The organism is Streptomyces sp. NPDC029041 (genome assembly GCF_040637515.1).
Taxonomy (GTDB): Bacteria; Actinomycetota; Actinomycetes; order Streptomycetales; family Streptomycetaceae; genus Streptomyces.
On record NZ_JBEZWO010000003.1, the window covers coordinates 1 to 22301 of the forward strand.

A 22301-nucleotide genomic window follows, 5' to 3' on the forward strand; every position below is an offset into this window, starting at 1 on the left:
TATCAACATATCTGGCGTTGACTTTTGGCACGCTGTTGAGTTCTCAAGGAACGGTCGCTTCCTTTGTACTCACCCTCTCGGGCTTTCCTCCGGGCGCTTCCCTTCGGTCTTGCGTTTCCGACTCTATCAGATCTTCTTTCGATCCGATTCCCTGTCGGCGGGATTTGCCGTTCAGCCTTGGGCTTTCGCTCGTCGGCCTTTCGACATTCACTACGTTAGCGGATTCCCCGTCCAACTCATAATCGAGTCTGTCGGCGCCGAATTCAGGCATGCGGGCACGCCGAATTCGCCCCTGCTGAGGGGAGTCGCTAGGTAGTTGGTTTGGCCGCTTCCGGCTGCTGGCGATCGCCATATCCGGTTCAACGGCTCGGGCTACATTACGCACCTAGGCAGGGCGCGTCAACTTCGGCGGCGCCTCGGGACATGGGCTCGATACGGGCTCACCGTCGGGTCGTTGGCGACCCAGTAGCGCCAGGGGTGCACGGCACCCTCGCCGCCGACGCCGGTCCGCGGTCCGCTGAGTACCTGGTCGGAAGGCACGGGTGTGCCGGTCAGCATGCGGAGCGGGGTCTCTTCGGAGGTGCACGCGTCCGTGCCGTCCAGGGAGCGGTCCACGTTCAGGGCGGTGGCCAGACGGGCCGGGCCTTTGGCCAGTTCCTTGTCGTGGCGGGCCGAGAGTCGACGGGTGCGGGCCAGTTCGGCGCCTTCGATGATCTCGCCGGCCCGGAGCAGGACCGCGCTCGACTTGCCCTCCGGGCCACAGACCAGGTTCATGCAGAACCACATGCCATAGGTGAAGTAGACGTAGACGTGTCCCGGCGGACCGAACATCACGCTGTTGCGGGCCGTGCGGCCGCGGTAGGCGTGGGAGCCCGGGTCGTTCTCACCGTCGTAGGCCTCGACCTCGGTGAGGCGGAGGGCGATCGGACCGTCCGGGGTGTTGCGTACCAGGATGCGGCCGAGGAGGTCGGGGGCGACATCGAGGACGGGCCGGTCGAAGAACTCCCTGGACAGGGGCGTACGGTCAGGGGTCGCGATCATGCCGTCCGAGGGTACTGGAGAAGAGCGGTGTGGCGGGGTGGCCGTCGGGCACCGGCCTTGCCAGGGTGGGGCATGGAACCGGCCACGGCCGGATCGCGTTTGTATGGATCAAGGATCCACCCGTTGTGGGCGAGAGGGAGAGACATGGCGTTCAAGAAGCTGCTCGCGAGCCTGGGGGCCGGCGGGGCTTCGGTCGAGACGGTGCTGCACGAGGTCAACGTCGTCCCGGGCGGTGTCGTCCAGGGTGAGGTGCGGATCCAGGGCGGGTCCGTCAACCAGCAGATCGAGGGGCTCTCGGTCGGTTTGCAGGCCAAGGTCGAGGTGGAGAGCGGCGACCAGGAGTACAAGCAGGACATCGAGTTCACGAAGTCGCGGCTGGGCGGGGCGTTCGAGCTGCAGGCGAACGCCGTGCACGCGGTGCAGTTCGGTCTCGAGATCCCGTGGGAGACGCCGATCACGATGATCGACGGTCAGGCGCTCCGTGGCATGAACATCGGGGTGTCGACCGAGCTGGAGATCGCGCGTGCGGTGGACTCCGGTGACCTGGACCCGGTCAACGTGCACCCGCTGCCGGCGCAGAAGGCGATCCTCGACGCGTTCATCCAGCTGGGCTTCCGGTTCAAGAACGCGGACATGGAGCGCGGTGTCATCCGGGGTACGCGGCAGAAGCTGCCGTTCTACCAGGAGATCGAGTTCTACCCGCCGCAGCAGTACCGCGGGCTGAACCAGGTAGAGCTGAGCTTCGTGGCCGACCAGAACGCCATGGACGTGGTGCTGGAGATGGACAAGAAGCCGGGGCTCTTCAGCGAGGGCAGCGACACCTTCCGGTCCTTCCAGGTGGGTCTCAACGACTACCAGGGGACGGACTGGGTGGCGTATCTCAACCAGTGGCTGTCCGAGGTCGGCAGCAAGCGCAACTGGTTCTAGGCTCGGGGGCGACTGCAGTAAACGATCAGGAGGTACCGAGGTGACCGAGCTCAAGCGGCGGCCGCTCCCCCACGACTTCCATCCGCCCGTCGCGTCGTTCACGGTGACGAGCGAGGACATCGAGGAAGGTGCGACGCTCAAGGACGCTCAGGTGCAGGCGGCCGGCAACACTTCGCCGCAGCTGCGGTGGGAGGGTTTCCCGCCCGAGACCAAGAGCTTCGCCGTGACCTGCTACGACCCCGATGCCCCGACCGGCAGCGGTTTCTGGCACTGGGTGCTGTTCGACATCCCGGCGTCGGTGACCGAGCTCCCGGTGGGCGCCGGCAGTGGCAAGTTCGAGGATCTGCCGGAGGGTGCGGTCCACGCGCGCAACGACTACGGCGACAAGGAGTTCGGTGGGGCCGCGCCGCCTCCGGGGGACGGTCCGCACCGCTATGTGTTCACGGTCTACGCCGTGGATGAGGAGAAGCTCGGTCCCGACGCGGACGCGTCGCCCGCCGTGGTCGGCTTCAACCTGCGGTTCCACACGATCGGGCGGGCCCAGTTGATCGGTGAGTACGAGGTGCCCGCCGAGGGCTGAGCGGAGCCGCCCGCGATCCCGGCGTTCATGGAACGTTTGCCCGCTCCTGGTCTTGGAATTGATCAGGAGCGGGCATTTTTGTTGCCGGGGGTCGCGGGGGTCACCCCTCGTGAGAGCAGCAGATATTGCGTTGTCCATCTCGGCGTGCCCGGCCAGAGTTGATCCCAGCCCGCCAGGGGGTGGGCCGGTGCACGGGAGGTGGGCTGGTATGCGGGACACGCTGGTACTGAACGCGAGCTTCGAGCCGCTGTCGACGGTGACGTTGAACCGAGCCGTCGTTCTGGTGCTTCAGGACAAGGCCGTCGTCGAGCAGGCCCACCCCGAACTGCGGATGCGGGGAGCCGCGGTCGACATACCGGCGCCCCGTGTGATCAGGCTCTGCCAGTACGTACGGGTGCCGTTCCGAAGACGGGCGCCGTGGTCGAGGCGGGGCGTGCTGGTCAGGGACCGGCACCGGTGCGCGTACTGCGGGAGGCGGGCGACGACCGTGGACCACGTGGTGCCGCGGTCGCAGGGCGGTCAGGACACCTGGCTGAACACGGTGGCCTCCTGCGCGGAGGACAATCACCGGAAGGCGAATCGGACGCCGGAGGAGGCCGGGATGCCGCTGCTGCGGCAGCCGTTCGAGCCGACGCCCGCCGATGCGATGCTGCTCGCGTTGGGCCGGGAGGATGCTGCGGCGCTGCCGGATTGGCTGGCGCTGGGCGCTGCGTGAGCAGTCGCCGCGGGGGCTTCGCCGTTCTTCGGGCTGACCGTTGAGTGTGGGTGTCCGCGCAGTTCCCCGCACCCTGAAGGGCGTGGCGGTTCACGCGCCCCTGAAACGCAGTTCCCCGCGCCCCTGAAAGGAGGGGGTCGCGGGGAACGTTGCGTGGTGGGTGCTGTCAGTCGATGTGCGGCTTTTCGCGGCGTTCCTGGGCGGGGACGCTCGCTCCGTTGCCGCCGTTGCCGCCGGAGCCGCCGCCGATGCCGCCGAAGTTGCCCATGGCGCCGGAGAGGCCCTTGAGGGCGTCGCCGATCTCGCTGGGGACGATCCAGAGCTTGTTGGCGTCGCCCTCGGCGATCTTGGGGAGCATCTGGAGGTACTGGTAGGACAGGAGCTTCTGGTCCGGGTCGCCGGCGTGGATGGCCTCGAAGACCGTGCGCACGGCCTGGGCCTCGCCCTCCGCGCGCAGGGCGGCGGCCTTGGCCTCACCCTCGGCGCGCAGGATCTGGGACTGCTTCTCACCTTCGGCGCGCAGGATCTCGGACTGGCGGACACCTTCGGCCTGGAGGATCGCGGCGCGCTTGTCGCGGTCGGCGCGCATCTGCTTCTCCATCGAGTCCTGGATGGAGGTGGGCGGTTCGATCGCCTTCAGCTCGACGCGGTTGACGCGGATGCCCCACTTGCCGGTGGCCTCGTCGAGGACGCCGCGCAGGGCGGCGTTGATCTCCTCGCGGGAGGTGAGGGTCCGCTCCAGGTCCATGCCGCCGATGATGTTGCGGAGCGTGGTGACGGTGAGCTGCTCGATCGCCTGGATGTAGCTGGCGACTTCGTAGGTGGCGGCCCGTGCGTCGGTGACCTGGTAGTAGATGACGGTGTCGATGTTCACGACCAGGTTGTCCTGGGTGATCACCGGCTGCGGCGGGAAGGGCACGACCTGTTCGCGCAGGTCGATGCGGTTGCGGATGGTGTCGATGAACGGGACGACGATGTTGAGGCCCGCGTTGAGTGTCCGCGTGTAGCGCCCGAAGCGCTCGACGATGGCCGCACTGGCCTGTGGGATGACTTGGATCGTCTTGATCAGGGCGATGAAGACCAACACCACCAGAATGATCAGGACGATGATGACCGGTTCCATCGTCGTTCCCCGTGTCCCTTCTCCGCTTCGGCGCCTTCGGCAGATCTTATGGTTGTCGAAGATCTTGCTGGTCGAGTCTGACAGACCGTCGCGTGGCTGGCGAGGAGTTCCGCTCCGGTTACGTCCTGCGAGGTCACATGACGATCGCGGTGGCTCCTTCGATGTCCACGACATCCACCTCCTGGCCTACTTCGTAAGCGTTGCCGGTGTCGAGAGCGCGGGCCGACCAGACCTCGCCGGCGAGTTTGATCCGGCCGCCGGAGCCGTCGACGCGTTCCAGGACGACGGCTTGTCTGCCCTTCAACGCGTCGACACCCGTGGCGAGTTGGGGTCGCTGGGCGCGGTGCCGGTTCGCGATGGGCCGTACGACGGCGATACCCGCGGTCGAGATGACGGCGAAGACCGCTACCTGGGCGACGGCTCCGCCGCCGAAGACGCCGGTGACCACCGCCGCGGCGATGGCGCCCACCGCCAGCATGCCCAGTTCCGGCATGGCGGTCACCACGAGCGCGATGCCGAGCGCTGCCGCGCCGATCAGCCACCACAGCCATGCGTCGATGTCCACATGGTCATGGTAGGTCCGCGGGCCCTGTCGACGACAGGGCGCCCGTGGTGTGAAATCCCGTTCTTACCCCGGGAATTGCGTCATGCGGGCCGGGTCAGGACAGCGGGAGGCCCTGGGCGGTCCAGCGGTCGCCCGACTGTTCGACCACGAGCGGGAGGCCGAAGCAGAGGGAGAGGTTGCGGGAGGTGAGCTCGAGCTCCAGCGGGCCGGCGGCGAGGACCTTGCCCTGGCGGATCATGAGGACGTGGGTGAAGCCCGGGGGGATCTCCTCGACGTGGTGGGTGACCATGAGCATCGAGGGGGCGATCGGGTCGAGGGCGAGGCGGCCGAGGCGGCGGACCAGGTCCTCGCGGCCGCCGAGGTCGAGGCCGGCGGCGGGCTCGTCGAGCAGGAGCAGCTCGGGGTCGGTCATCAGGGCACGGGCGATCAGGGTGCGCTTGCGCTCGCCCTCGGAGAGCGTGCCGAACCTGCGGTCCAGGTACTCGCTCATGCCGAGGCGGTCGAGGAAGGCACGGGCGCGCCGCTCGTCGATCTCCTCGTAGTCCTCGTGCCAGGTGGCGGTCATGCCGTATGCGGCGGTCAGGACCGTCTCCAGGACCGTCTGGCGCTTGGGGAGCTTCTCGGTCATGGCGATGCCGGCCATGCCGATGCGGGGGCGCAGCTCGAAGACGTCGGTGCCCGGCTTGCCGAGGGTCTCGCCGAGGATGGCGGTGGTGCCCGAGCTGGGGAAGAGGTAGGTGGAAGCGAGGTTGAGGAGGGTGGTCTTGCCGGCGCCGTTGGGGCCGAGGATGACCCAGCGCTCGCCCTCCTTGACCGACCAGGAGACCTGGTCCACCAGAGCCCGGCCCTCACGGACCACGGATACGTCCTGAAGCTCCAGAACATCGCTCATGAGCGCGTTGTCTCCCCTTGCAGTGTGGCCGGTCTCGGCTGTCGCGTAAGCCTGTGGCTCGGTCCGCCGCGCCGGTGGGCGCAGCCCTCCATGAAATCTACGCCACCGGCCGGCCGGGGCATTCCCTCGGTCCGGTCCTAGGAGGGTCCTAGGGTGGAGGCATGCTCTCGGAACCACGTGCTGGACGTCTCGCAGCTTGGGGAAATGCCCTTTTGGCCGGACTTGTCTCGCCGGACGACGCCGTACTGGCCATCGTCGGCGCGGACGCCGTGCACCGGGTGGAGGGACTGCCGGGTGAGCCGGGGCAGGTCGGGCTGACGCTCGCGCTCGGGCGGCTGCGGACGCTCGGGGTGGGCGGGCTGCGGGTGGCGTTGCCCGCGCCGGGGCATCCCCTGGGCCTGAGCGGGCCGCCGGAATTCAACGCGCGGGCGCTGGAGGCCGAGGAGGCGGTGGTCTGTCACGGGGCCGCCTACGGCCTGGTGCCGGACGTGTACGAGGCCGGTCCCGTGGGTGTGCGGGTCGAGGTGGTGTGGCATGTGCTGCCCGTACGGGAGGCGCCGCCCGCGGATGTGCCGTCGCTGAGCGAGGCGGAGCGGGAGCTGGCGGAGGCCCTGCGGGAGGCCACCGAGGTGTTGACCCGGCTGGATGTGGCCGGGTCGGGGCCGGTGGCCGAGGCGGCGATCGATGCGTACCGGGCGCGGGCCGAGCGGGGGCGGGAGGTGCTGGCGCCGGGGTATCCGCCGCGGGCGGTCCGGGTGCTGGAGCTGGCACAGCGGGTGGGGACGCTGATCGCCGTGGCGACGGAGAGCGGGCACGGGGGTGCGGTGAGTTCGTCCGAGATCTCCGCACGGCGGGAGGCGTTGCGGCCGGTGGAGCGGACCGCTCGGCGGGCTCAGGTCGCGGCGTACAACTCCGTTGTGGAGGAGCGGGAACGGGGGGTGCGGTGACCGGTTCCTCGTGTGGCGCTCGGCGTGGGTGCCGGGACGGAGGGTTTCGCAGTCCCGGTAGCGGGGTTTCCGGCGTCGGCGCTGTGGCCGGGCGAGTGCGCAGCCCGGCCTAGCGGGGTGCCGCTGGGCACGCCCGTTGCTGTGCCGAGCGGCCTCCCGGTGGGGGCCGGGAGGCCGCTTTCACCTCCGGCTCGGAGACGGAGGCGGGGTGTCAGTGGTTGACGGCGAGGTTGCCGAAGGCCGGGTTCAGGATGCCCACGACGTTCACGCTGTTGCCGGACACGTTGACCGGGACGTGCACCGGGGCCTGGACGACGTTGCCCGAGCCGACGCCCGGGGAGCCCACGGCCTGGCCGTCGGCGTGCGCGCTGGTGGCGGAGGCCATGCCCGCGCCGGCGGCCAGCAGGCCACCCGTCACCATCGTCACGGCCGCTGCCTTCTTCAGGTTCTTCACTTCTGAGCCCTCCTAGCGATTGCCGCGGCAGGCGCCGCAGCACGCACTGGAGAACGGCGGAGATCCATCGAGGTTGCGCCATCCGGGGGACGTTCCCACGACAGTATGAATCTCGGTCCGGAACGCAACCTTCCGTGTCGCTGAGGGGTGAGGGGTGAGGGGTGAGCGTGTCAGCCGGTCACTCCATGACGAACGGCCCACAGGGCGGCCTGTGTTCGGTCGGACAGGTCGAGTTTCATCAGGATGTTGGAGACGTGGGTCTTGACCGTCTTCTCGGAGAGGACCAGCGCGCGGGCGATCTCCCGGTTGGAGCGGCCGTCCGCTATGAGGCCGAGGACCTCGCGCTCCCGCTCGGTGAGCGAACCGGTTCTCGTGGTGCCCGCGTTGGTCTCCTCCTGCGCCAGCAGCGCACCGGCGACCTCCGGCTGGAGGAGGATGTGCCCGGCGTGGACCGAGCGGATGGCTCCGGCGAGGGCGTCGGGGTCGATGTCCTTGTACACGTAGCCGGCGGCGCCCGCGCGCAGGGCGGGGACCACCGTGCGCTGTTCGGTGAAGCTCGTGACGACCAGCACCCGTGCGGGGTTGTCCAGCTCGCGGAGTCTGCGCAGGGCGTCGACGCCGTCCATGCCCGGCATCTTGACGTCCATGAGGATGACGTCGGGCCGCAACTCCTCGGCGCGGTCGACTCCTTCGGCGCCGTCGGCGGCCTCGCCGACGACCTCGATGTCGTCCTGCACTTCGAGGAAGGTGCGCAGGCCCCGGCGGACGACCTGGTGGTCGTCGACGAGCAGCACCCTGATTGCGTCAGCCACCGGGGACCTCCATCTCGATCACGGTGCCCTTGCCGGGCGCCGATTCCACGGTCAGCGTGCCGCCGGCACCGCTCGCCCGGTCCCGCATCGAGACCAGGCCGAGGTGGCGTCCGGCGTGGCGGACCGCGCTCGGGTCGAAGCCGCTGCCGTCGTCCGTGATCCGCAGGACGGCTCCGCCGCCGCGGCGGTCCAGGGTCACGTCGACGTGGCCGGCGCCGGAGTGGCGCAGGGCGTTGTGCAGGGCTTCCTGGGCCACGCGCAGGAGGGCCTCCTCCTGGGAGGCGGGCAGGGCCTTCACTCCGTGGCCGGCGAAGGTGACGCGGGCGCTGTGGGCCCGGTCGAGGACCTGGATCTGGGTGCGGAGCGTCGCGACGAGGCCGTCCTCGTCGAGGGCTGCGGGGCGCAATTCGACGACCGCCGCGCGCAGTTCGTCGGCGGCCTCGGCGGCCAGGGCTGCCACCTGCTGGAGTTCGCCCTTGGCGCGGGAGGGGTCGCGGTCCACCAGGCGGGCCGCGGCCTGGGCGGTCAGGCGCAGGGAGAACAGCTTCTGGCTGACCGCGTCGTGCAGTTCGTGGGCGAGGCGGGAGCGCTCCTCGGCGATGGTGAGTTCGCGGCTGCGTTCGTAGAGGTGGGCGTTGGTGAGGGCGATCGCGGCGTGCTGGGCGAGGATGCCGAGCAGTTCCTCGTCGTCCGCCGTGAAGCCGCAGCCGCCTTCGGGCCGCTCGCAGTTCTTGTTGGCCAGGAACAGCGCTCCGATGACCTCGTCGCCGTCACGGATCGGCAGGCCCAGGAAGTCGACCAGGTCGGGGTGGGCCTTCGGCCAGCCCTCGAAGCGGGGGTCCTGGCGGACGTCCGCGAGGCGCTCGGACCTGGCCTCGTGCAGCATCGCGGCGAGGATGCCGTGCTGGCGCGGGAGGGGGCCGATGGCCTTCCACTGTTCCTCGCTGACGCCGTCCACCACGAACTGGGCGAAGCCGCCGTGGTCGTCCGGGACGCCCAGTGCGGCGTACTGGGCGTCGAGCAGCTCGCGGGCCGAGGCGACGATCGTCTTGAGGACGTCGCGCACCTCGAGGTGCCTGCTCATGGCCAGCAACGCGGAACTCACCGCGGCGAGGCCGGACCGGGGGCCGTGACTCATGACCTCACGGTACCGGCGGGCTGTGACAGCGCGGATCGGACCGGTGGCGGCCCGGCGCCCGGTCGGTGGGCCTAGGTCGCCGGGCCGAGAGGCAGGACGCCGCGGTGTAGGTCTCCGGGCGGCGGGCCGGGGTCGTAGGGCGAAGGGACCCGGTGGAGTGCGGCCCGCGTCCGAGGCGGCCCGGGCGGCCCCGTTCCTAAGTTGAGGGCACGCGATCACGACGAGGGAGCTGATCATGCCGGTTGCGATCATCACCGGGGCCTCGAAGGGCCTGGGCCGTGCCCTGGCCGAGGCTTTGGCCGGGCGGGGCTGGGACCTGGTGCTCGACGCCAGGGGCGCCGAGGCGCTGGCGGACTCCGCCGGAGCCGTCTCCGCGCACGGCACGCGGGTGACCGCCCTGCCCGGGGACGTGACGGACGCCGCTCATCGTGCGGAGCTGGTCGCGGCGGCCTGGCGGCTGGGCGGCGTCGATCTGCTGGTGCACAACGCGAGCGCACTGGGTGCCGAGCCGCTCGTCAGGCTGGAGGAGCTGCCCCTGGAGGGGCTGCGCCGGGCCCTGGAGGTGAACCTGGTCGCGGGGCTGGGCCTGGTTCAGGAGGCGCTGCCGCTGCTACGGGCCGCGCGGGCGGGCGCCGTCGTCGCGGTCAGCTCGGACGCGGCCGCCGAGGCGTACGAGACCTGGGGCGGTTACGGGGCGTCCAAGGCGGCCCTGGACCATCTGATGGCCGTGCTCGCCGTGGAGGAGCCGGAGCTGCGGGTCTGGGCGGTGGATCCCGGGGACATGGCCACCGACCTGTACGCGGCGGCCGTACCGGACGACCCTGAGCCGCGCCCGGAGCCGGCGGTTGTGGTGCCGGCGTTCCTGCGGCTGCTGCAGGAGCGTCCCGCGAGTGGGCGGTACGGGGCTCCGGCGCTGCTGGACGGAGCCCGATGACCCTGAGGGTGCGGGTGCCGGAGGAGCTGTCGGCGCGGGTGCCGGCCGAGCAGCGGGGCCCGGGACTGGAGCGGGACGCCGTACGGCTGCTGGTGTCGCGGGGTGAGGATGTGGCGCATCACACGTTCACGGAGCTGCCGCGGCTGCTGCGGGCCGGAGACCTGCTGGTGGTCAACACCTCGGCCACGCTGGCGGCGGCCGTGGACGGACGCACGGGGCACGCGCGCGTGGTGGTGCATTTCTCCACCCGCGGGGACGACGGCCGCTGGGCGGTGGAACTGCGGGAGCCCGACGGGCGGGGCACCACGCGCGCGCGGGCAGGCGGGCCCGCGGGGAGGGAGGTGTGCCTGCCGGGGGGCGTACGGCTGGTGCTGGAGGAGCCGCTGAGCGGGCGGAGCGAGCGGCTGTGGTGGGCGCGGGTGTCCGGGGCCGGGGTGCCGGGGTTGCTGCGGGAGCACGGGCGGCCCGTTCGCTACGCCTACACGCAGCGCGACCAGCCGCTGTCCGTCTACCAGACGGTGTTCGCGCTGCCGTCGGCGGACGGGACGGGCAGCGCGGAGATGCCGAGTGCGGCGCGGCCCTTCACGACGCGGATGGTCGCGGAGCTGGTGAGCCGGGGGGTGCAGTTCGCACCCCTCACCCTGCACACCGGGGTGGCCTCGGCGGAGGCGCACGAGCCGCCCTACCCGGAGCGGTTCGCGGTGCCCGAGGTGTCCGCGCGGCTGATCAACGCCGTGAGGGCCGGTGGGGGCCGGGTCGTGGCGGTGGGGACGACCGCGGTGCGGGCGGTGGAGTCGGCGGCGGGCACCGACGGGGTCGTACGCGCGCGTGCGGGGTGGACGGACCTCGTCGTCACGCCGGAGCGCGGGGTGCGGGTGGTGGACGGGCTGCTGACCGGGCTGCACGAGCCGGAGGCCTCGCATCTGCTGATGCTGGAGGCGGTCGCGGGGCGCCCGGCGATCGAGCGGGGGTACGAGGCCGCGCTGCAAGGGCGCTATCTGTGGCACGAGTTCGGGGACGTGCACCTCCTGCTGCCCTGAAAGGGCCTCACCCAGAGCATCGCTTGTGCAACGCGTCGTAAGTCTGATCTAGGGGCGGTGTGAGCCCTCGCATAGGACCCACGTCACGTACGAAAGTGCGTAGGAGACAAAGCCCCACCTTTTGAGCGGCACAGACCGTCCAGTCTGCCCCGATTTGCCCTCCCTGATCCACTATCTCCTTTCGTACGTCACACCTTTGCCACGCCATTTTGCGGCCGCTAAGAATTGCTGACGTCGCTCAGCGCCGTGGGTTCACCTCCGCGGCGTTCGTGTCGGAAACACACCGAGTCCAACGCCGGACGCCGAGCGACTCCCGCGCTATTCGAAGAGGTCCCACGCAGCATGCCCAAGAACATCTTCAGCCGTGTTCAGAGTCGTCGCCTGACCCGTCACCACAAGATCGCCATGGCCGGTGTCGCCACCCTCGGCGCCGCCGCCATCGGGTTCTCCGCGGTGCCGAGCGGTGCCTCGACCAAGACCACGACCGAGGCCGCTCAGCCGGCTGCGGTGGCGTACAGCACCCAGCAGATCAAGGACGTCAAGGCGAGCGTCACGGACCAGATGGCCGGCGCCACCCTGAAGGCCGAGCAGATCGCAGCGAAGAAGAAGGCCGACGCCGCGGCCGCCGCCAAGAAGAAGGCCGCCGCCGAGGCGGCGAAGAAGAAGGCCGAGGCCGAGCGCAAGGCCAAGGAGGCCGCGAGCCGCGCCGCCAAGCGCGCCGCAGCCAAGAAGGCCGCCGTCAAGACCTACCCGAACAACCTCGACGGCTGGATCCGCGAGTCGCTCGACGTCATGAAGAAGCACGGGATCCCGGGCTCCTACGACGGCATCAAGCGCAACATCATCCGGGAGTCCTCGGGTAACCCCAAGGCGATCAACAACTGGGACATCAACGCCATCAACGGCATCCCGTCGAAGGGCCTGCTGCAGGTCATCCCGCCGACCTTCAAGCACTGGCACGTCCCCGGCACCTCCTGGGACATCTACGACCCGGTAGCCAACATCACCGCCGCCTGCAACTACGCGGCCGACAAGTACGGCTCGATGGACAACGTCGACAGCGCGTACTGAGGCCGGCGCGGGACTCTGCTCGCTGTACGAACGCCGAAGGGCGGCACCCTCCTGACGGGGTGCCGCCCTTCGGGCGTCGTACGGCGGTGCCTACTTGCGCATGACCTCGGGCTCGTGGCGGCGCAGGAAGCGGGCCACGAAGAAGCCGCAGATCACGCCGAGGACGAGGAGAGCGCCCATGTCCATGGCCCAGGCCCCGACCGTGTGCTCCCACAGCGGGTCGTTGTCGCCGGCCGTCTCGGGCGGGCTGATCTTGTTGAAGTCCAGCGTGGCACCGGCGGCGGCGACCGCCCAGCGCGACGGCATCAGGAACGAGAACTGGTTGACGCCGATCGAGCCGTGCAGCGCGAACAGGCAGCCGGTGAAGACGACCTGGATGATGGCGAACATCACCAGCAGCGGCATGGTCTTCTCGGCGGTCTTCACCAGCGAGGAGATGATCAGGCCGAACATCATCGAGGTGAAGCCCAGCGCCATGATGGGGATGGAGAGCTCGACGAGGGTCGCGCTGCCGAGGACCAGGCCCTCTTCGGGGATCTCACGGCTGGAGAAGCCGATGACGCCGACCAGCAGGCCCTGGAGCACCGTGATCATGCCGAGCACGAACACCTTGGACATCAGGTACGCCGAGCGCGAGAGGCCGGTGGCGCGCTCCCGCTCGTAGATGACACGTTCCTTGATCAGCTCGCGGACGGAGTTCGCCGCGCCCGCGAAGCAGGCGCCGACCGCGAGGATCAGCAGGACCGTGGTGGCCGTGCCGTTCGGGATGATGCGGCCGGTCTCCGGGTTGGCCGGGTTGGGCAGCAGGCCCCTGTCGGCGTCGATGAGCAGGCTGACCGCGCCGAGCACCGCCGGCAGGATCACCATCAGGGCGAGGAAGCCCTTGTCGGAGGCGATGACCGAGACGTATCGCCGGACAAGCGTCACGAACTGGGACATCCAGCCCTGCGGCTTCGGTGGCTTCATCGCCTGCATCGGCGGAACCTGTACGGACTGCGGCGCGACGGCGTCGATGTCCGCGGCGTACATCTGGTAGTGCTGCGAGCCCTTCCAGCGGCCCGCCCAGTCGTAGTCGCGGTAGTTCTCGAAGGCGGAGAAGACGTCGGCCCAGGTGTCGTAGCCGAAGAAGTTCAGCGCTTCGTCGGGCGGGCCGAAGTAGGCGACCGAGCCGCCCGGCGCCATCACCAGCAGCTTGTCGCAGATCGCCAGCTCGGCCACGGAGTGGGTGACGACCAGCACCGTACGGCCGTCGTCGGCGAGGCCCCGCAGCAGCTGCATGACGTCGCGGTCCATGCCCGGGTCGAGGCCGGAGGTCGGCTCGTCCAGGAAGATCAGCGACGGCTTGGTGAGCAGCTCAAGGGCGACCGAGACGCGCTTGCGCTGACCGCCGGACAGGGACGTGACCTTCTTGTCCTTGTGGATGTCGAGCTTGAGCTCACGCAGCACCTCGTCGATGCGGGCCTCGCGCTCGGCGCCCGTGGTGTCCGCGGGGAAGCGCAGCTTGGCCGCGTACTTCAGGGCCTTCTTGACGGTCAGTTCCTTGTGCAGGATGTCGTCCTGCGGGACCAGACCGATGCGCTGGCGCAGCTCGGCGAACTGCTTGTAGAGGTTCCGGTTGTCGTACAGCACCTCGCCCTGGTTGGCGGGGCGGTAGCCGGTGAGCGCCTTGAGCAGGGTCGACTTGCCGGAGCCCGACGGGCCGATGACCGCGATCAGCGACTTCTCCGGGACGCCGAAGGAGACGTCCTTGAGGATCTGCTTGCCGCCGTCGACCGTGACCGTCAGGTGGCGGGCGGAGAAGGACACCTCACCGGTGTCGACGAACTCCTCGAGCCGGTCACCGACGATGCGGAACGTCGAGTGACCGACGCCGACGACATCGGCCGGGCCGAGCAGCTGCGAGCCGCCCTTCCCGATCGGCTGGCCGTTGACGTACGTGCCGTTGTGGGAGCCGAGGTCGCGGATCTCCATGCGCCCGTCGGGCGTCGCGTGGAACTCGGCGTGGTGCCGGGAGACCTGCAGGTCGGAGACGACCAGCTCGTTCTCCAGGGCACGGCCGATGCGCATCACACGGCCGAGGGAGAACTGGTGGAACGTGGTGGGGCTGCGGTCGCCGTGGACCGGCGGCGCCCCCGCGGCACCGCCGGAGCCCTGCTGCTGCGGGATGTGCGCGGCGGCCTGCTGCGGCTGCTGCCATCCGGCCTGGGGAGCCTGCTGCTGCGGCGGCTGCTGGGCCGGAGCCTGCTGGCCCCAGCCGGGGTTCGCGCCCTGCGCGGCGTACGGCTGCTGCTGGGGCTGGGCCTGCGGCGTGGCGACGGAGGCCGCGGCGCCGGACAGGTTCAGGCGCGGCCCGTCGGTCGCGTTGCCCAGGTTGACGGCCGAGCCGGCGCCGAGCTCCATCTGATGGATGCGCTGACCCTGCACGAATGTGCCGTTGGTGCTGCCGTGGTCCTCGATGACCCAACTGCGGCCGTTGAAGCTGACCGTGGCGTGACGCCAGGAGACCCTGGCGTCGTCGAAGACGACGTCTCCCTGCGGATCACGTCCGAGGGTGTATGCCCTGGACGGATCGAGCGTCCAGGTACGTCCGTTTGATTCCAGTACGAGTTCCGGCACTCCAGCCCCACTGAGTTGTCCCCCGAGTTACCCCCGACATGGGGAGTCTAGGGATGTCGAACATCGGGGGGAACTATTTCAGGAGCGGCCCCCTGACCGAAAGTCGGGCCTTGTGCAGACCGTGTTCGGGCGCATCGGCCGATTCCGTTGACGGGGTTGAAACCGGGCCGGAGAGTGGTATTTCGACGCGAGGGGGATATGCGTGGTGTTCCCCTCGCGCAGCGGATCGGGGGGTCTGCCATGAGTGCTGCCGCAGGGGCCGGGACGGCGAAGGGTCACGCGCGCGTGCCGTGGGGGGACGTGCTGATGTCCGCCGTCGCCGCGGTGAGCTGGGCGTTGATCGGGATGGCGGGGACGGCGGCGCTGGGGTTGCGGCTGCTTCAGGCGGACACGGCGGGATCGTTGGGGCCGATGACCGCGGCGGTGGTGGCCCTCGGGGCGGGTGGTTCGGTCACGCCGTCCGGTGAGGTGTCGGTGTTCGGCCTGTCGGGCGCGGAGGCGGACACGGCCATCGAGATCACGCCACTGGGGGTGAGCCTGGTCGGGGCGGTCGTGCTGTCGTGGTTCTTCCTGCGGTCCCTGCGGGGGGCGGGAGTTGTGATCGCACCGTCCGAACTGCTCGCGCGGGCGGGCTCGGTGGTGGTGCTGTTCGTGGCGATGCTGGGCGGGCTGGCGTGGGCGGGGCACGACGTCATCACCATCGACGGCGGGTCGCTGGGGCTGGACGACGTCACCGGCGGGAGCGGGAGCGTGGAGGTCCCGGGGCTCGGGGACATCGGGGGGCTGCTGCCGGACCGGCTCGGTGACCTGGTCGACGCGCGGGCCGCGGTCGGGTTCACGGTCGACACCGCCCCGACGCTGCTCGGCGGGTTCGGCTGGTCGGCCGGGATCCTCCTGATCGCGCTGCTGGCCTCGCGCCGTACGCCGCTGCCGCGGGGCTGGGAGGCCGTGCACCGGGCCGTGCGGCCGGCCGTGTCCGCGCTGGTGACCGTGCTGCTGGTGGCGGTGGCGGCGGGTTGCGCGGCGGCGGCCTGCGCGGCGGTCGGCGACGACCACCCCCGGCGCATCGCCGGTGCGGCGCTGCTCGGGGCGCCGAACGGGGTGTGGCTGGGTGTGCCGCTCGGCCTGTTGGTGCCGTGGGACGGTCGCGCGACGGGTGAACCGACCCGGTTCCTGCCCGACCCCCTGGACGAGGTGCTCGGCGCCGGGTCCGACCGGTCGGTGACGCTGAGCCGGCTGGCCGAGCTGGACGGGCGGGTGTGGCTGCTGGGGCTGGCGGCCGCGTCGGCGATGCTGCTGGCGGGTGTGCTGGCGGCGGTGCGGACCCCGGTCGGAGCGGCGGACGGTGCCCTTCGGTTCTCAGGGCGGTGTGCCCGGGGGCTGGGTGCCGCGACCGCGCTCGCCCTGCCGCTGCTGGTCTGGCTCACGGACGTCTCCGTCACCGCGTCCCTGTCCGTGCTCGGCTTCGACGCCTTCGGCGCGGGCATCGACCTGCACGGCCACCTCGGCACGGCCCTGCTGCTGGGCGGGGTGTGGGGCGTGGGGGCCGGGACGGCCGGGGCGTTGCTCGCGTGGGGGTGCGGGGCGGCGGGGCGCAGGGCCACGGCGTCGGCTCGGGGGGCCGGGGTGGCAGGGGCCGTCGAGACGGCGGGGTCGCCGGGCACGGAGCGGGCCGGGGAGGGCGGACCGGGGGCCGGGGCCGAGCGGGCCGGGCACGAAGCCCGGGCCGGGGAGAGCGGACACGGGACCTGGGCCGCACAGGTCGGGCGCGAGGGCGGGAAGGCGGGGGCCTGGGGCGTCTCCGGCGCGGCAGGCCAGGGCGGTGGGCCCGGTCCGGGGCGGCGGGGGGCCGGTGACACGATGCGGCCCGGATACGACGCCGGGACGGGACGGGCCGAGGAGCGAGGCGAGGGGGCGCCGCAGGGTGCCGGGGCCGGGCCGTACGCACCGGGTACGCCGTACCGGCCGCCCAACCCCGGCACCAATCCCTACCTCCGGGTTCCGGAGGAACTGCGCGAGCCGGAGGACGCACGGCCCCCCGGGGCGGAAGGGCCCTCCGGCACCGCGCCCGGGCCCGAGCAGGACGCGGGCCGGGACGACGAGCCGCCCGCCCCGGGCGACGTCTACAGCGCCCCGACCGTCGTACGGCCGGTCGGGCCGCCCCCGCGTGGCCCGCGGCAGGCGCCCGGGCCGCGGAACGGGAACGGGCCGCCCGCACGCCCGGACGACGGTCCGCCGCCTCCCCCGCCGCCACCGCCACCGCCCCGGAGACCGCGGGGCGGGAGGTGACCGGTGAAGGCGCCGGGCACCGTACCGGTACGCGGGATTCCGTTCATCCACCCGACATCCGCTGTTCGCTGTCCGCCAGACGGACCTCGGGGGCGGTGGGTGCCGCACGCCGGATACGGTGGAACCACCATGAGCGCTTCACAGACCTCGTCTTCCGACGTCCCCGCCGACGTCCCCACCCTCCTTGTGAAGATCTTCGGCAAGGACAGGCCGGGCATCACCGCCGGCCTCTTCGACACCCTCGCCGCCTACTCCGTCGACGTCGTCGACATCGAGCAGGTCGTCACCCGTGGCCGGATGGTGCTGTGCGCGCTCGTGACCGAGCCGCCCCCGGGCGTCGAGGGAGATCTGCGGGCGACCGTCCACAGCTGGGCCGAGTCGATGAAGATGCAGGCGGAGATCATCTCCGGCCTCGGCGACAACCGGCCGCGCGGCCTGGGCCGCTCCCTGGTCACCGTCCTCGGGCACCCGCTCACCGCCGAGGCGACGGCCGCGATCGCCGCGCGGATCACGAAGACCGGCGGCAACATCGACCGTATCTTCCGGCTCGCCAAATACCCGGTGACCGCCGTCGAGTTCGCCGTCTCCGGCGTGGAGACCGAGCCGCTGCGCACCGCCCTGGTGACCGATGCCGCCCGGCTCGGTATCGATGTGGCGGTCGTCGCCGCCGGGCTGTACCGGCGTGCGCAGCGCCTGGTCGTCATGGACGTCGACTCGACGCTCATCCAGGACGAGGTCATCGAGCTGTTCGCCGCGCACGCCGGCTGCGAGGACAAGGTCGCCGAGGTGACGGCGGCCGCGATGCGCGGGGAGCTGGACTTCGAGCAGTCCCTGCACGCGCGCGTGGCGCTGCTGGAGGGACTGGACGCCTCGGTCGTGGACAAGGTGCGCAGCGAGGTGCGGCTGACGCCGGGCGCGCGCACACTGATCCGTACGCTGAAGCGGCTCGGCTACCAAGTGGGCGTCGTGTCGGGCGGATTCACCCAGGTCACGGACGATCTGAAGGAGCGGCTCGGGCTGGACTTCGCCCACGCCAACACCTTGGAGATCGTCGACGGCAGGCTGACGGGCAAGGTCACCGGCGAGATCGTCGACCGCGCGGGCAAGGCCAGGCTGCTGCGCCGGTTCGCGGCCGAGGCGGGTGTGCCGCTGTCGCAGACGGTGGCGATCGGTGACGGGGCCAACGATCTGGACATGCTGAACGCGGCGGGGCTCGGTGTCGCCTTCAACGCCAAGCCGGTGGTGCGCGAGGCCGCGCACGCCGCGGTGAACTTCCCCTTCCTGGACACGGTCCTGTACCTGCTGGGCGTCACGCGTGAGGAGGTCGAGGCGGCGGACACCCTCGACATCGGCTGATCCGCCCTCACGACATCGCCCGCAACGCCCTTCGGCATCGCCTGAACCGTCTTCCCGGCATCGTCGATCCGACCAGGAGGGGCCCGGCGCCGCACCGGCGCCGGGCCCCTCTGTCACGTGGTCAGGCGGAGGTCGTCACTCGGCCGGTGCCCAGTAGTCCCGCAGCGTGGCCGCGCCCGGCTCGAGGCTCTTCCACGTGCCGCCGAACGACAGCACGGCGAAGGCGGCGGCCGGGAAGCCGCGCCGGGTCATGCGCTCCCTGGCGTCGTCCTCGCCCGAGCCCGCCAGGATGTCGGCGAGTCCCTGGATGCCCGGGTTGTGCCCGATCATGAGGACGTTCTGCGCGTCGTCGGGGGTCTCGTTGAGAAGCGCGATGAGCTCGCCCGGCGAGGCCTCGTAGATCCGCTCCTCGTAGACGGTTTTCGGCCGCTGCGGAAACTCCTGGACGGCGAGCTTCCATGTCTCCCGGGTCCGGACCGCGGTGGAGCACAGCGCCAGGTCGAAGGCGATACCGGTGTCGGTCAGCCTGCGCCCGGCCTCGGCCGCGTCCATGCGGCCCCGGTCGGCGAGGGGACGCTCGTGATCGGTGACCTGTGGCCAGTCGGCTTTCGCATGGCGGAAGAGGACAATCCTGCGGGATTCTGCGACGCTCATGAGATCCAGCTTCGCATGAAACACGCCACCTGGCGCAGGGAGTTGACCACCGGCTTCCGCCGTGATCAGCGGGCTGTCAGCTGCTGGATACGCTCGAAGAGGTGGCTGATCACCGGCTCACCGGCGGCCGCGTGCGCCTCGGACGGGTTCAGGATGAGGGTGAGCAGTGCGGTGAAGGCGAGCACGGGCAGGGCGAGAGCCCACCAGGGGAGCCGGCCGGCGGCACCGGCCCGGGTCGCCGGATGGGGCCGGGTGTGCGTAGGGGCCGACATGGTTGCCTCCGCTCCTCGAGTGGTCGGTGACCGTCTCGCGGTCACACACTCGAAGCTACGGAATCAGCGGCTGCCCACCCATCCGGTGATCCACCCACTTGACCCTGACCCTCACCCCCTAGGGGACAGGGGGGTTACCCCCACCACGGGCCGCGCGAGCGCCGGTCATGGCGAGGCGATGGTCGCGATGACGGCGATGACGATGAAGATCGCGAAGAAGGCGCCGAAGACGAGCAGCATCTTCTTCTGACCGTGCTGGGGATTCGGGTCGAGCACTGGCATGGGGAAAGTGTCCCACCCCCCGTGCCTGCCGGACGCCCCGGGGTGCCCTCTCCCCGGGGCGTGGCTCAGCGGGCCGCCTCGTCCTCCACCGTGCGGTCGCGGCCGGCCAGGAAACCGACGGCCATCTGCGGGATCATCAGGGCGCTCATCAGCGCGATGGGCAGGCCCCAGCCGCCGCTGTGCTGGTAGAGGACGCCCACCAGGAGCGGTCCCGGGATGGAGATCAGGTAGCCGGTGCTCTGCGCGAACGCCGACAGCCGGACCACGCCCGGGCCGGTCCTGGCCCGCATGCCGACCATGGTCAGGGCGAGCGGGAAGGCGCAGTTGGCGACGCCGAGCAGCAGGGCCCAGGCCCAGGCCCCGGCTGCGGGCGCGAGGTACAGCCCTGCATAGCCGGCGAGCCCGCACAGACCCAGCGCGATCACGATCGGGCCCTGGTGGGGCAGCCGGGTGGCCAGCCGGGGTATGACGAACGCGAGGGGCACGCCCATCACCATGGTGACCGCCAGCAGCAGCCCCGCGGTGCCGGCGGGCACACCGGCGTCCCGGAAGATCTGCGCCATCCAGCCCATGGTGATGTAGGCGGCGGTGGCCTGGAGCCCGAAGAAGACGGCCAGGGCCCAGGCGGTACGGCTCCGCGCCATGCGCAGCCGGGGCGCCTCCCCGTGGGCGTGCTCCGAGGCGGCCGGAGCCGGGCCCTGCGTCGGCGTCGCCGTCTCGGCGGCCTTCTCCTCCGCCCCGGGCGGTGTGACGCGGCTCCGGGCGAAGGGCAGCCATGGCAGGACGGCCGCGACGGCGAGCCCCGCCCACAGGGCCAGGCCGGTCTGCCAGCGGCCGCCGAGGGCGTCGGTCAGGGGCACCGTGACGGCGGCCGCGAGGGCCGTGCCGAGGGCGAGGGCCATCGAGTACAGGCCGGTCATGGAACCCACGCGGTCGGGGAAGTAACGCTTGACGATGACCGGCATCAGGACGTTGCTGACCGCGATGCCCATGAGGGCCAGGGCGCTCCCGGCCAGGAAGCCGGGCGTGCCCCCCGCGAACGGGCGTATGAGCAGGCCGGTGGCGATGGCCGCCATGCCGGCGCACACCACCGCACCGGGTCCGAAGCGGCGGGCGAGCCGCGGGGCCGTGACCCCGAAGACGGCGAAGCACAGCGGCGGCACCGAGGTGAGCAGCCCGGCCACGCTGCCGCTCATGCCGAGCCCGTCGCGGACTTCCTCCAGGAGGGCGCCGAGGCTGGTGATGGCGGGACGGAGGTTCAGCGCGGACAGCACGATGCCGAGGACGAGCAGTCGCATCGTCCACGCGCGCGGGGAGGCGCCACCCGGTGTCCCGGGCTCGTGCGCGGCGGGGCTGCGTACGGTCGGGGATGTCGTCGTCCGGGTTTCCTCACGATGCATGAGACCCATCATAGAATCATAGGATGATTGACTGTCCACTCCTCGGCTGCCCACGGGCGCCCCGGTCGTGCGAAGGTGTGCCATGCCCCTGAGCCATCCCCGTCGCTCGGCCCTGTCCGAGCAGGTCATCGCCGCGTTGCGGGCCCAGATCACCTCGGGCGAGTGGCCGGTCGGCTCGCGGATCCCGACCGAGCCGGAACTGGTCGAGCAGCTCGGTGTCGCCCGCAACACGGTCCGTGAGGCCGTACGCGCCCTGTCGCACAACGGTCTGCTGGACATCCGCCAGGGCTCCGGCACATACGTGGTGGCGACGAGCGAGCTGGCCGGCGTGATGCAGCGGCGGTTCGCCGAGGCCGACCCCCGGCACATCGCCGAGCTGCGCTCCACGCTGGAGTCGGCCGCCGCCCGGCTGGCCGCCGAGCGGCGCACGGAGAAGGACCTCAAGCAGCTGGACGCGCTGCTGCTGCGGCGCGAGGAGGCCTGGGAGTCGGGCGACAAGGAGGCGTTCGTGACCGCGGACGCGACGTTCCACCTGGCCGTGGTGTCCGCCTCCCACAACGACGTCATGACGGCCATGTACGCGGACCTGGGCGAGGTGCTGCGGGACTGGCTGCGCGGGGACGTCGGCGAGGAGCTGACGCCGGAGACCTACATGGAGCACGGGCGGCTGCTGGAGGCGATCCGCGCGGGCGAGGCGGACACGGCCGCCACGGAGGCCGCCCGCTACCCGTTCCTGTGCCGCCCGGGCAGGGTCAGCTCGTCCGCCGGTGACTGACCCACACGTCGCCGACCTCTTTCCAGCACCGTCCCGTCAGCCGCACGGTCTGCGCGGGACCTGCCTCGATCGGGGAGCTGTCGGTGTCGATGTCCCACCAGCGGGCGCACTCCACGTGCAGGCTCACACGGTCGGGCTCCGGGTAGGGGTTGTGGCAGTACGCGGTCACCGTGGAGCCGGTCACACGGATCCGGCACGCGGCGCCGAAGGGGTCCGCGGCCTCCCGCTCGCCGACGGGCACGCGCGCGTGGGGCACCGCCTCGTACGCCGGGACCAGCACGAGCGAGACGGCGAGGGACACTGAGGCCGTTCGGCGGGACAAGCGCACAAGGGGACCTCCTCGGCCGTGCTGGGGAGGGGCTCGCGTGGTGGACGCGTACTCAAGAGTGCCTGGTCGCGGGCCCCGTCCGCCCGGCCG

General features: G+C 71.2%; 23 protein-coding genes. 10 read left to right on the plus strand and 13 right to left on the minus strand.

Annotation, left to right across the window (positions count from 1 at the left end; translation table 11 throughout):
• Positions 1-399: 399 nt before the first annotated feature.
• A complete protein-coding gene (locus AB0F04_RS07230; protein ID WP_362038723.1) occupies positions 400-1041 on the minus strand; it encodes a DNA-3-methyladenine glycosylase in 642 nt (213 codons plus the stop codon).
• Positions 1042-1185: 144 nt separating this feature from the next.
• On the opposite strand from AB0F04_RS07230, the gene AB0F04_RS07235 reads away from it, so the two are divergent.
• From AB0F04_RS07235 to AB0F04_RS07245, 3 genes are all read left to right on the plus strand, one after another.
• Positions 1186-1968 (plus strand): sporulation protein, encoded by a 783-nt coding sequence (locus AB0F04_RS07235; RefSeq protein ID WP_362038724.1) that lies wholly within the window; start codon positions 1186-1188, stop codon positions 1966-1968.
• A gap of 40 nt (positions 1969-2008) precedes the next feature.
• A complete protein-coding gene (locus AB0F04_RS07240; RefSeq protein ID WP_362038726.1) occupies positions 2009-2548 on the plus strand; it encodes a YbhB/YbcL family Raf kinase inhibitor-like protein in 540 nt (179 codons plus the stop codon).
• Positions 2549-2756: 208 nt separating this feature from the next.
• On the plus strand, positions 2757-3263 hold the full coding sequence (locus AB0F04_RS07245; protein ID WP_362038728.1) for an HNH endonuclease: 507 nt from the start codon (positions 2757-2759) through the stop codon (positions 3261-3263).
• A gap of 166 nt (positions 3264-3429) precedes the next feature.
• Here AB0F04_RS07245 and AB0F04_RS07250 read toward each other — a convergent pair whose 3' ends face one another.
• From AB0F04_RS07250 to AB0F04_RS07260, 3 genes are all read right to left on the minus strand, one after another.
• Complete coding sequence (locus tag AB0F04_RS07250; RefSeq protein WP_362038730.1) at positions 3430-4386, minus strand: SPFH domain-containing protein; 957 nt, start codon at positions 4384-4386, stop codon at positions 3430-3432.
• Between the two features lie 133 nt (positions 4387-4519).
• Positions 4520-4951 carry an NfeD family protein gene (locus tag AB0F04_RS07255; RefSeq protein ID WP_053674412.1) on the minus strand — a complete coding sequence of 144 codons (432 nt, stop codon included), beginning with the start codon at positions 4949-4951 and terminating at the stop codon, positions 4520-4522.
• Positions 4952-5045: 94 nt separating this feature from the next.
• Positions 5046-5843, minus strand: coding sequence for an ABC transporter ATP-binding protein (locus AB0F04_RS07260; protein ID WP_362038733.1), 798 nt, complete (start codon positions 5841-5843; stop codon positions 5046-5048).
• 161 nt (positions 5844-6004) lie between these two features.
• Between AB0F04_RS07260 and AB0F04_RS07265 the strand changes: the two genes are divergently transcribed.
• Positions 6005-6790 (plus strand): hypothetical protein, encoded by a 786-nt coding sequence (locus tag AB0F04_RS07265; protein WP_362038735.1) that lies wholly within the window; start codon positions 6005-6007, stop codon positions 6788-6790.
• Positions 6791-7001: 211 nt separating this feature from the next.
• Here the strand turns inward: AB0F04_RS07265 and AB0F04_RS07270 are convergent, their stop codons facing one another.
• From AB0F04_RS07270 to AB0F04_RS07280, 3 genes are all read right to left on the minus strand, one after another.
• Positions 7002-7244, minus strand: coding sequence for a chaplin (locus AB0F04_RS07270; RefSeq protein ID WP_030852293.1), 243 nt, complete (start codon positions 7242-7244; stop codon positions 7002-7004).
• A gap of 170 nt (positions 7245-7414) precedes the next feature.
• Positions 7415-8056: a response regulator transcription factor gene (locus AB0F04_RS07275; protein WP_362038737.1), complete on the minus strand. Its 642-nt coding sequence runs from the start codon at positions 8054-8056 to the stop codon at positions 7415-7417.
• Positions 8049-9194 carry a GAF domain-containing sensor histidine kinase gene (locus tag AB0F04_RS07280; RefSeq protein ID WP_362038739.1) on the minus strand — a complete coding sequence of 382 codons (1146 nt, stop codon included), beginning with the start codon at positions 9192-9194 and terminating at the stop codon, positions 8049-8051. Before AB0F04_RS07280 ends, AB0F04_RS07275 begins: the two co-directional genes overlap by 8 nt.
• A gap of 235 nt (positions 9195-9429) precedes the next feature.
• On the opposite strand from AB0F04_RS07280, the gene AB0F04_RS07285 reads away from it, so the two are divergent.
• From AB0F04_RS07285 to AB0F04_RS07295, 3 genes are all read left to right on the plus strand, one after another.
• Entirely contained in the window at positions 9430-10128 is a 699-nt protein-coding gene (locus AB0F04_RS07285; protein ID WP_362038741.1) for an SDR family oxidoreductase, read from the plus strand.
• Positions 10125-11168, plus strand: coding sequence for an S-adenosylmethionine:tRNA ribosyltransferase-isomerase (locus tag AB0F04_RS07290; RefSeq protein ID WP_362038743.1), 1044 nt, complete (start codon positions 10125-10127; stop codon positions 11166-11168). Before AB0F04_RS07285 ends, AB0F04_RS07290 begins: the two co-directional genes overlap by 4 nt.
• A gap of 342 nt (positions 11169-11510) precedes the next feature.
• On the plus strand, positions 11511-12239 hold the full coding sequence (locus AB0F04_RS07295) for a transglycosylase SLT domain-containing protein (protein WP_362038745.1): 729 nt from the start codon (positions 11511-11513) through the stop codon (positions 12237-12239).
• A gap of 90 nt (positions 12240-12329) precedes the next feature.
• Here the strand turns inward: AB0F04_RS07295 and AB0F04_RS07300 are convergent, their stop codons facing one another.
• Positions 12330-14855: an FHA domain-containing protein gene (locus AB0F04_RS07300; protein ID WP_362038747.1), complete on the minus strand. Its 2526-nt coding sequence runs from the start codon at positions 14853-14855 to the stop codon at positions 12330-12332.
• Positions 14856-15095: 240 nt separating this feature from the next.
• On the opposite strand from AB0F04_RS07300, the gene AB0F04_RS07305 reads away from it, so the two are divergent.
• Both AB0F04_RS07305 and serB read left to right on the plus strand, forming a co-directional pair.
• Positions 15096-17144 (plus strand): streptophobe family protein, encoded by a 2049-nt coding sequence (locus tag AB0F04_RS07305; RefSeq protein ID WP_362038750.1) that lies wholly within the window; start codon positions 15096-15098, stop codon positions 17142-17144.
• Positions 17145-17273: 129 nt separating this feature from the next.
• A complete protein-coding gene (gene serB, locus AB0F04_RS07310; RefSeq protein WP_361940961.1) occupies positions 17274-18500 on the plus strand; it encodes a phosphoserine phosphatase SerB in 1227 nt (408 codons plus the stop codon).
• Between the two features lie 135 nt (positions 18501-18635).
• On the opposite strand, the gene AB0F04_RS07315 is transcribed toward serB, so the two are convergent.
• From AB0F04_RS07315 to AB0F04_RS07330, 4 genes are all read right to left on the minus strand, one after another.
• Positions 18636-19154 (minus strand): histidine phosphatase family protein, encoded by a 519-nt coding sequence (locus AB0F04_RS07315; RefSeq protein WP_362038753.1) that lies wholly within the window; start codon positions 19152-19154, stop codon positions 18636-18638.
• Positions 19155-19219: 65 nt separating this feature from the next.
• Entirely contained in the window at positions 19220-19426 is a 207-nt protein-coding gene (locus tag AB0F04_RS07320; RefSeq protein ID WP_362038754.1) for a hypothetical protein, read from the minus strand.
• A gap of 165 nt (positions 19427-19591) precedes the next feature.
• The gene (locus tag AB0F04_RS07325; RefSeq protein ID WP_097215821.1) at positions 19592-19708 is read right to left on the minus strand and encodes an SGM_5486 family transporter-associated protein; all 117 of its coding nucleotides are present in this window, start codon (positions 19706-19708) and stop codon (positions 19592-19594) included.
• A gap of 65 nt (positions 19709-19773) precedes the next feature.
• Positions 19774-21120 (minus strand): CynX/NimT family MFS transporter, encoded by a 1347-nt coding sequence (locus AB0F04_RS07330; protein WP_362038756.1) that lies wholly within the window; start codon positions 21118-21120, stop codon positions 19774-19776.
• A 70-nt stretch (positions 21121-21190) separates the two neighbouring features.
• Here AB0F04_RS07330 and AB0F04_RS07335 point away from each other — a divergent pair, with 70 nt between their 5' ends.
• Positions 21191-21883, plus strand: a complete 693-nt coding sequence (locus AB0F04_RS07335; RefSeq protein WP_362038758.1) for an FCD domain-containing protein — start codon at positions 21191-21193, stop codon at positions 21881-21883.
• Here AB0F04_RS07335 and AB0F04_RS07340 read toward each other — a convergent pair.
• Positions 21861-22211, minus strand: coding sequence for a hypothetical protein (locus AB0F04_RS07340; protein ID WP_362038760.1), 351 nt, complete (start codon positions 22209-22211; stop codon positions 21861-21863). The genes AB0F04_RS07335 and AB0F04_RS07340 overlap by 23 nt on opposite strands.
• Between the last annotated feature and the right edge of the window lie 90 nt (positions 22212-22301).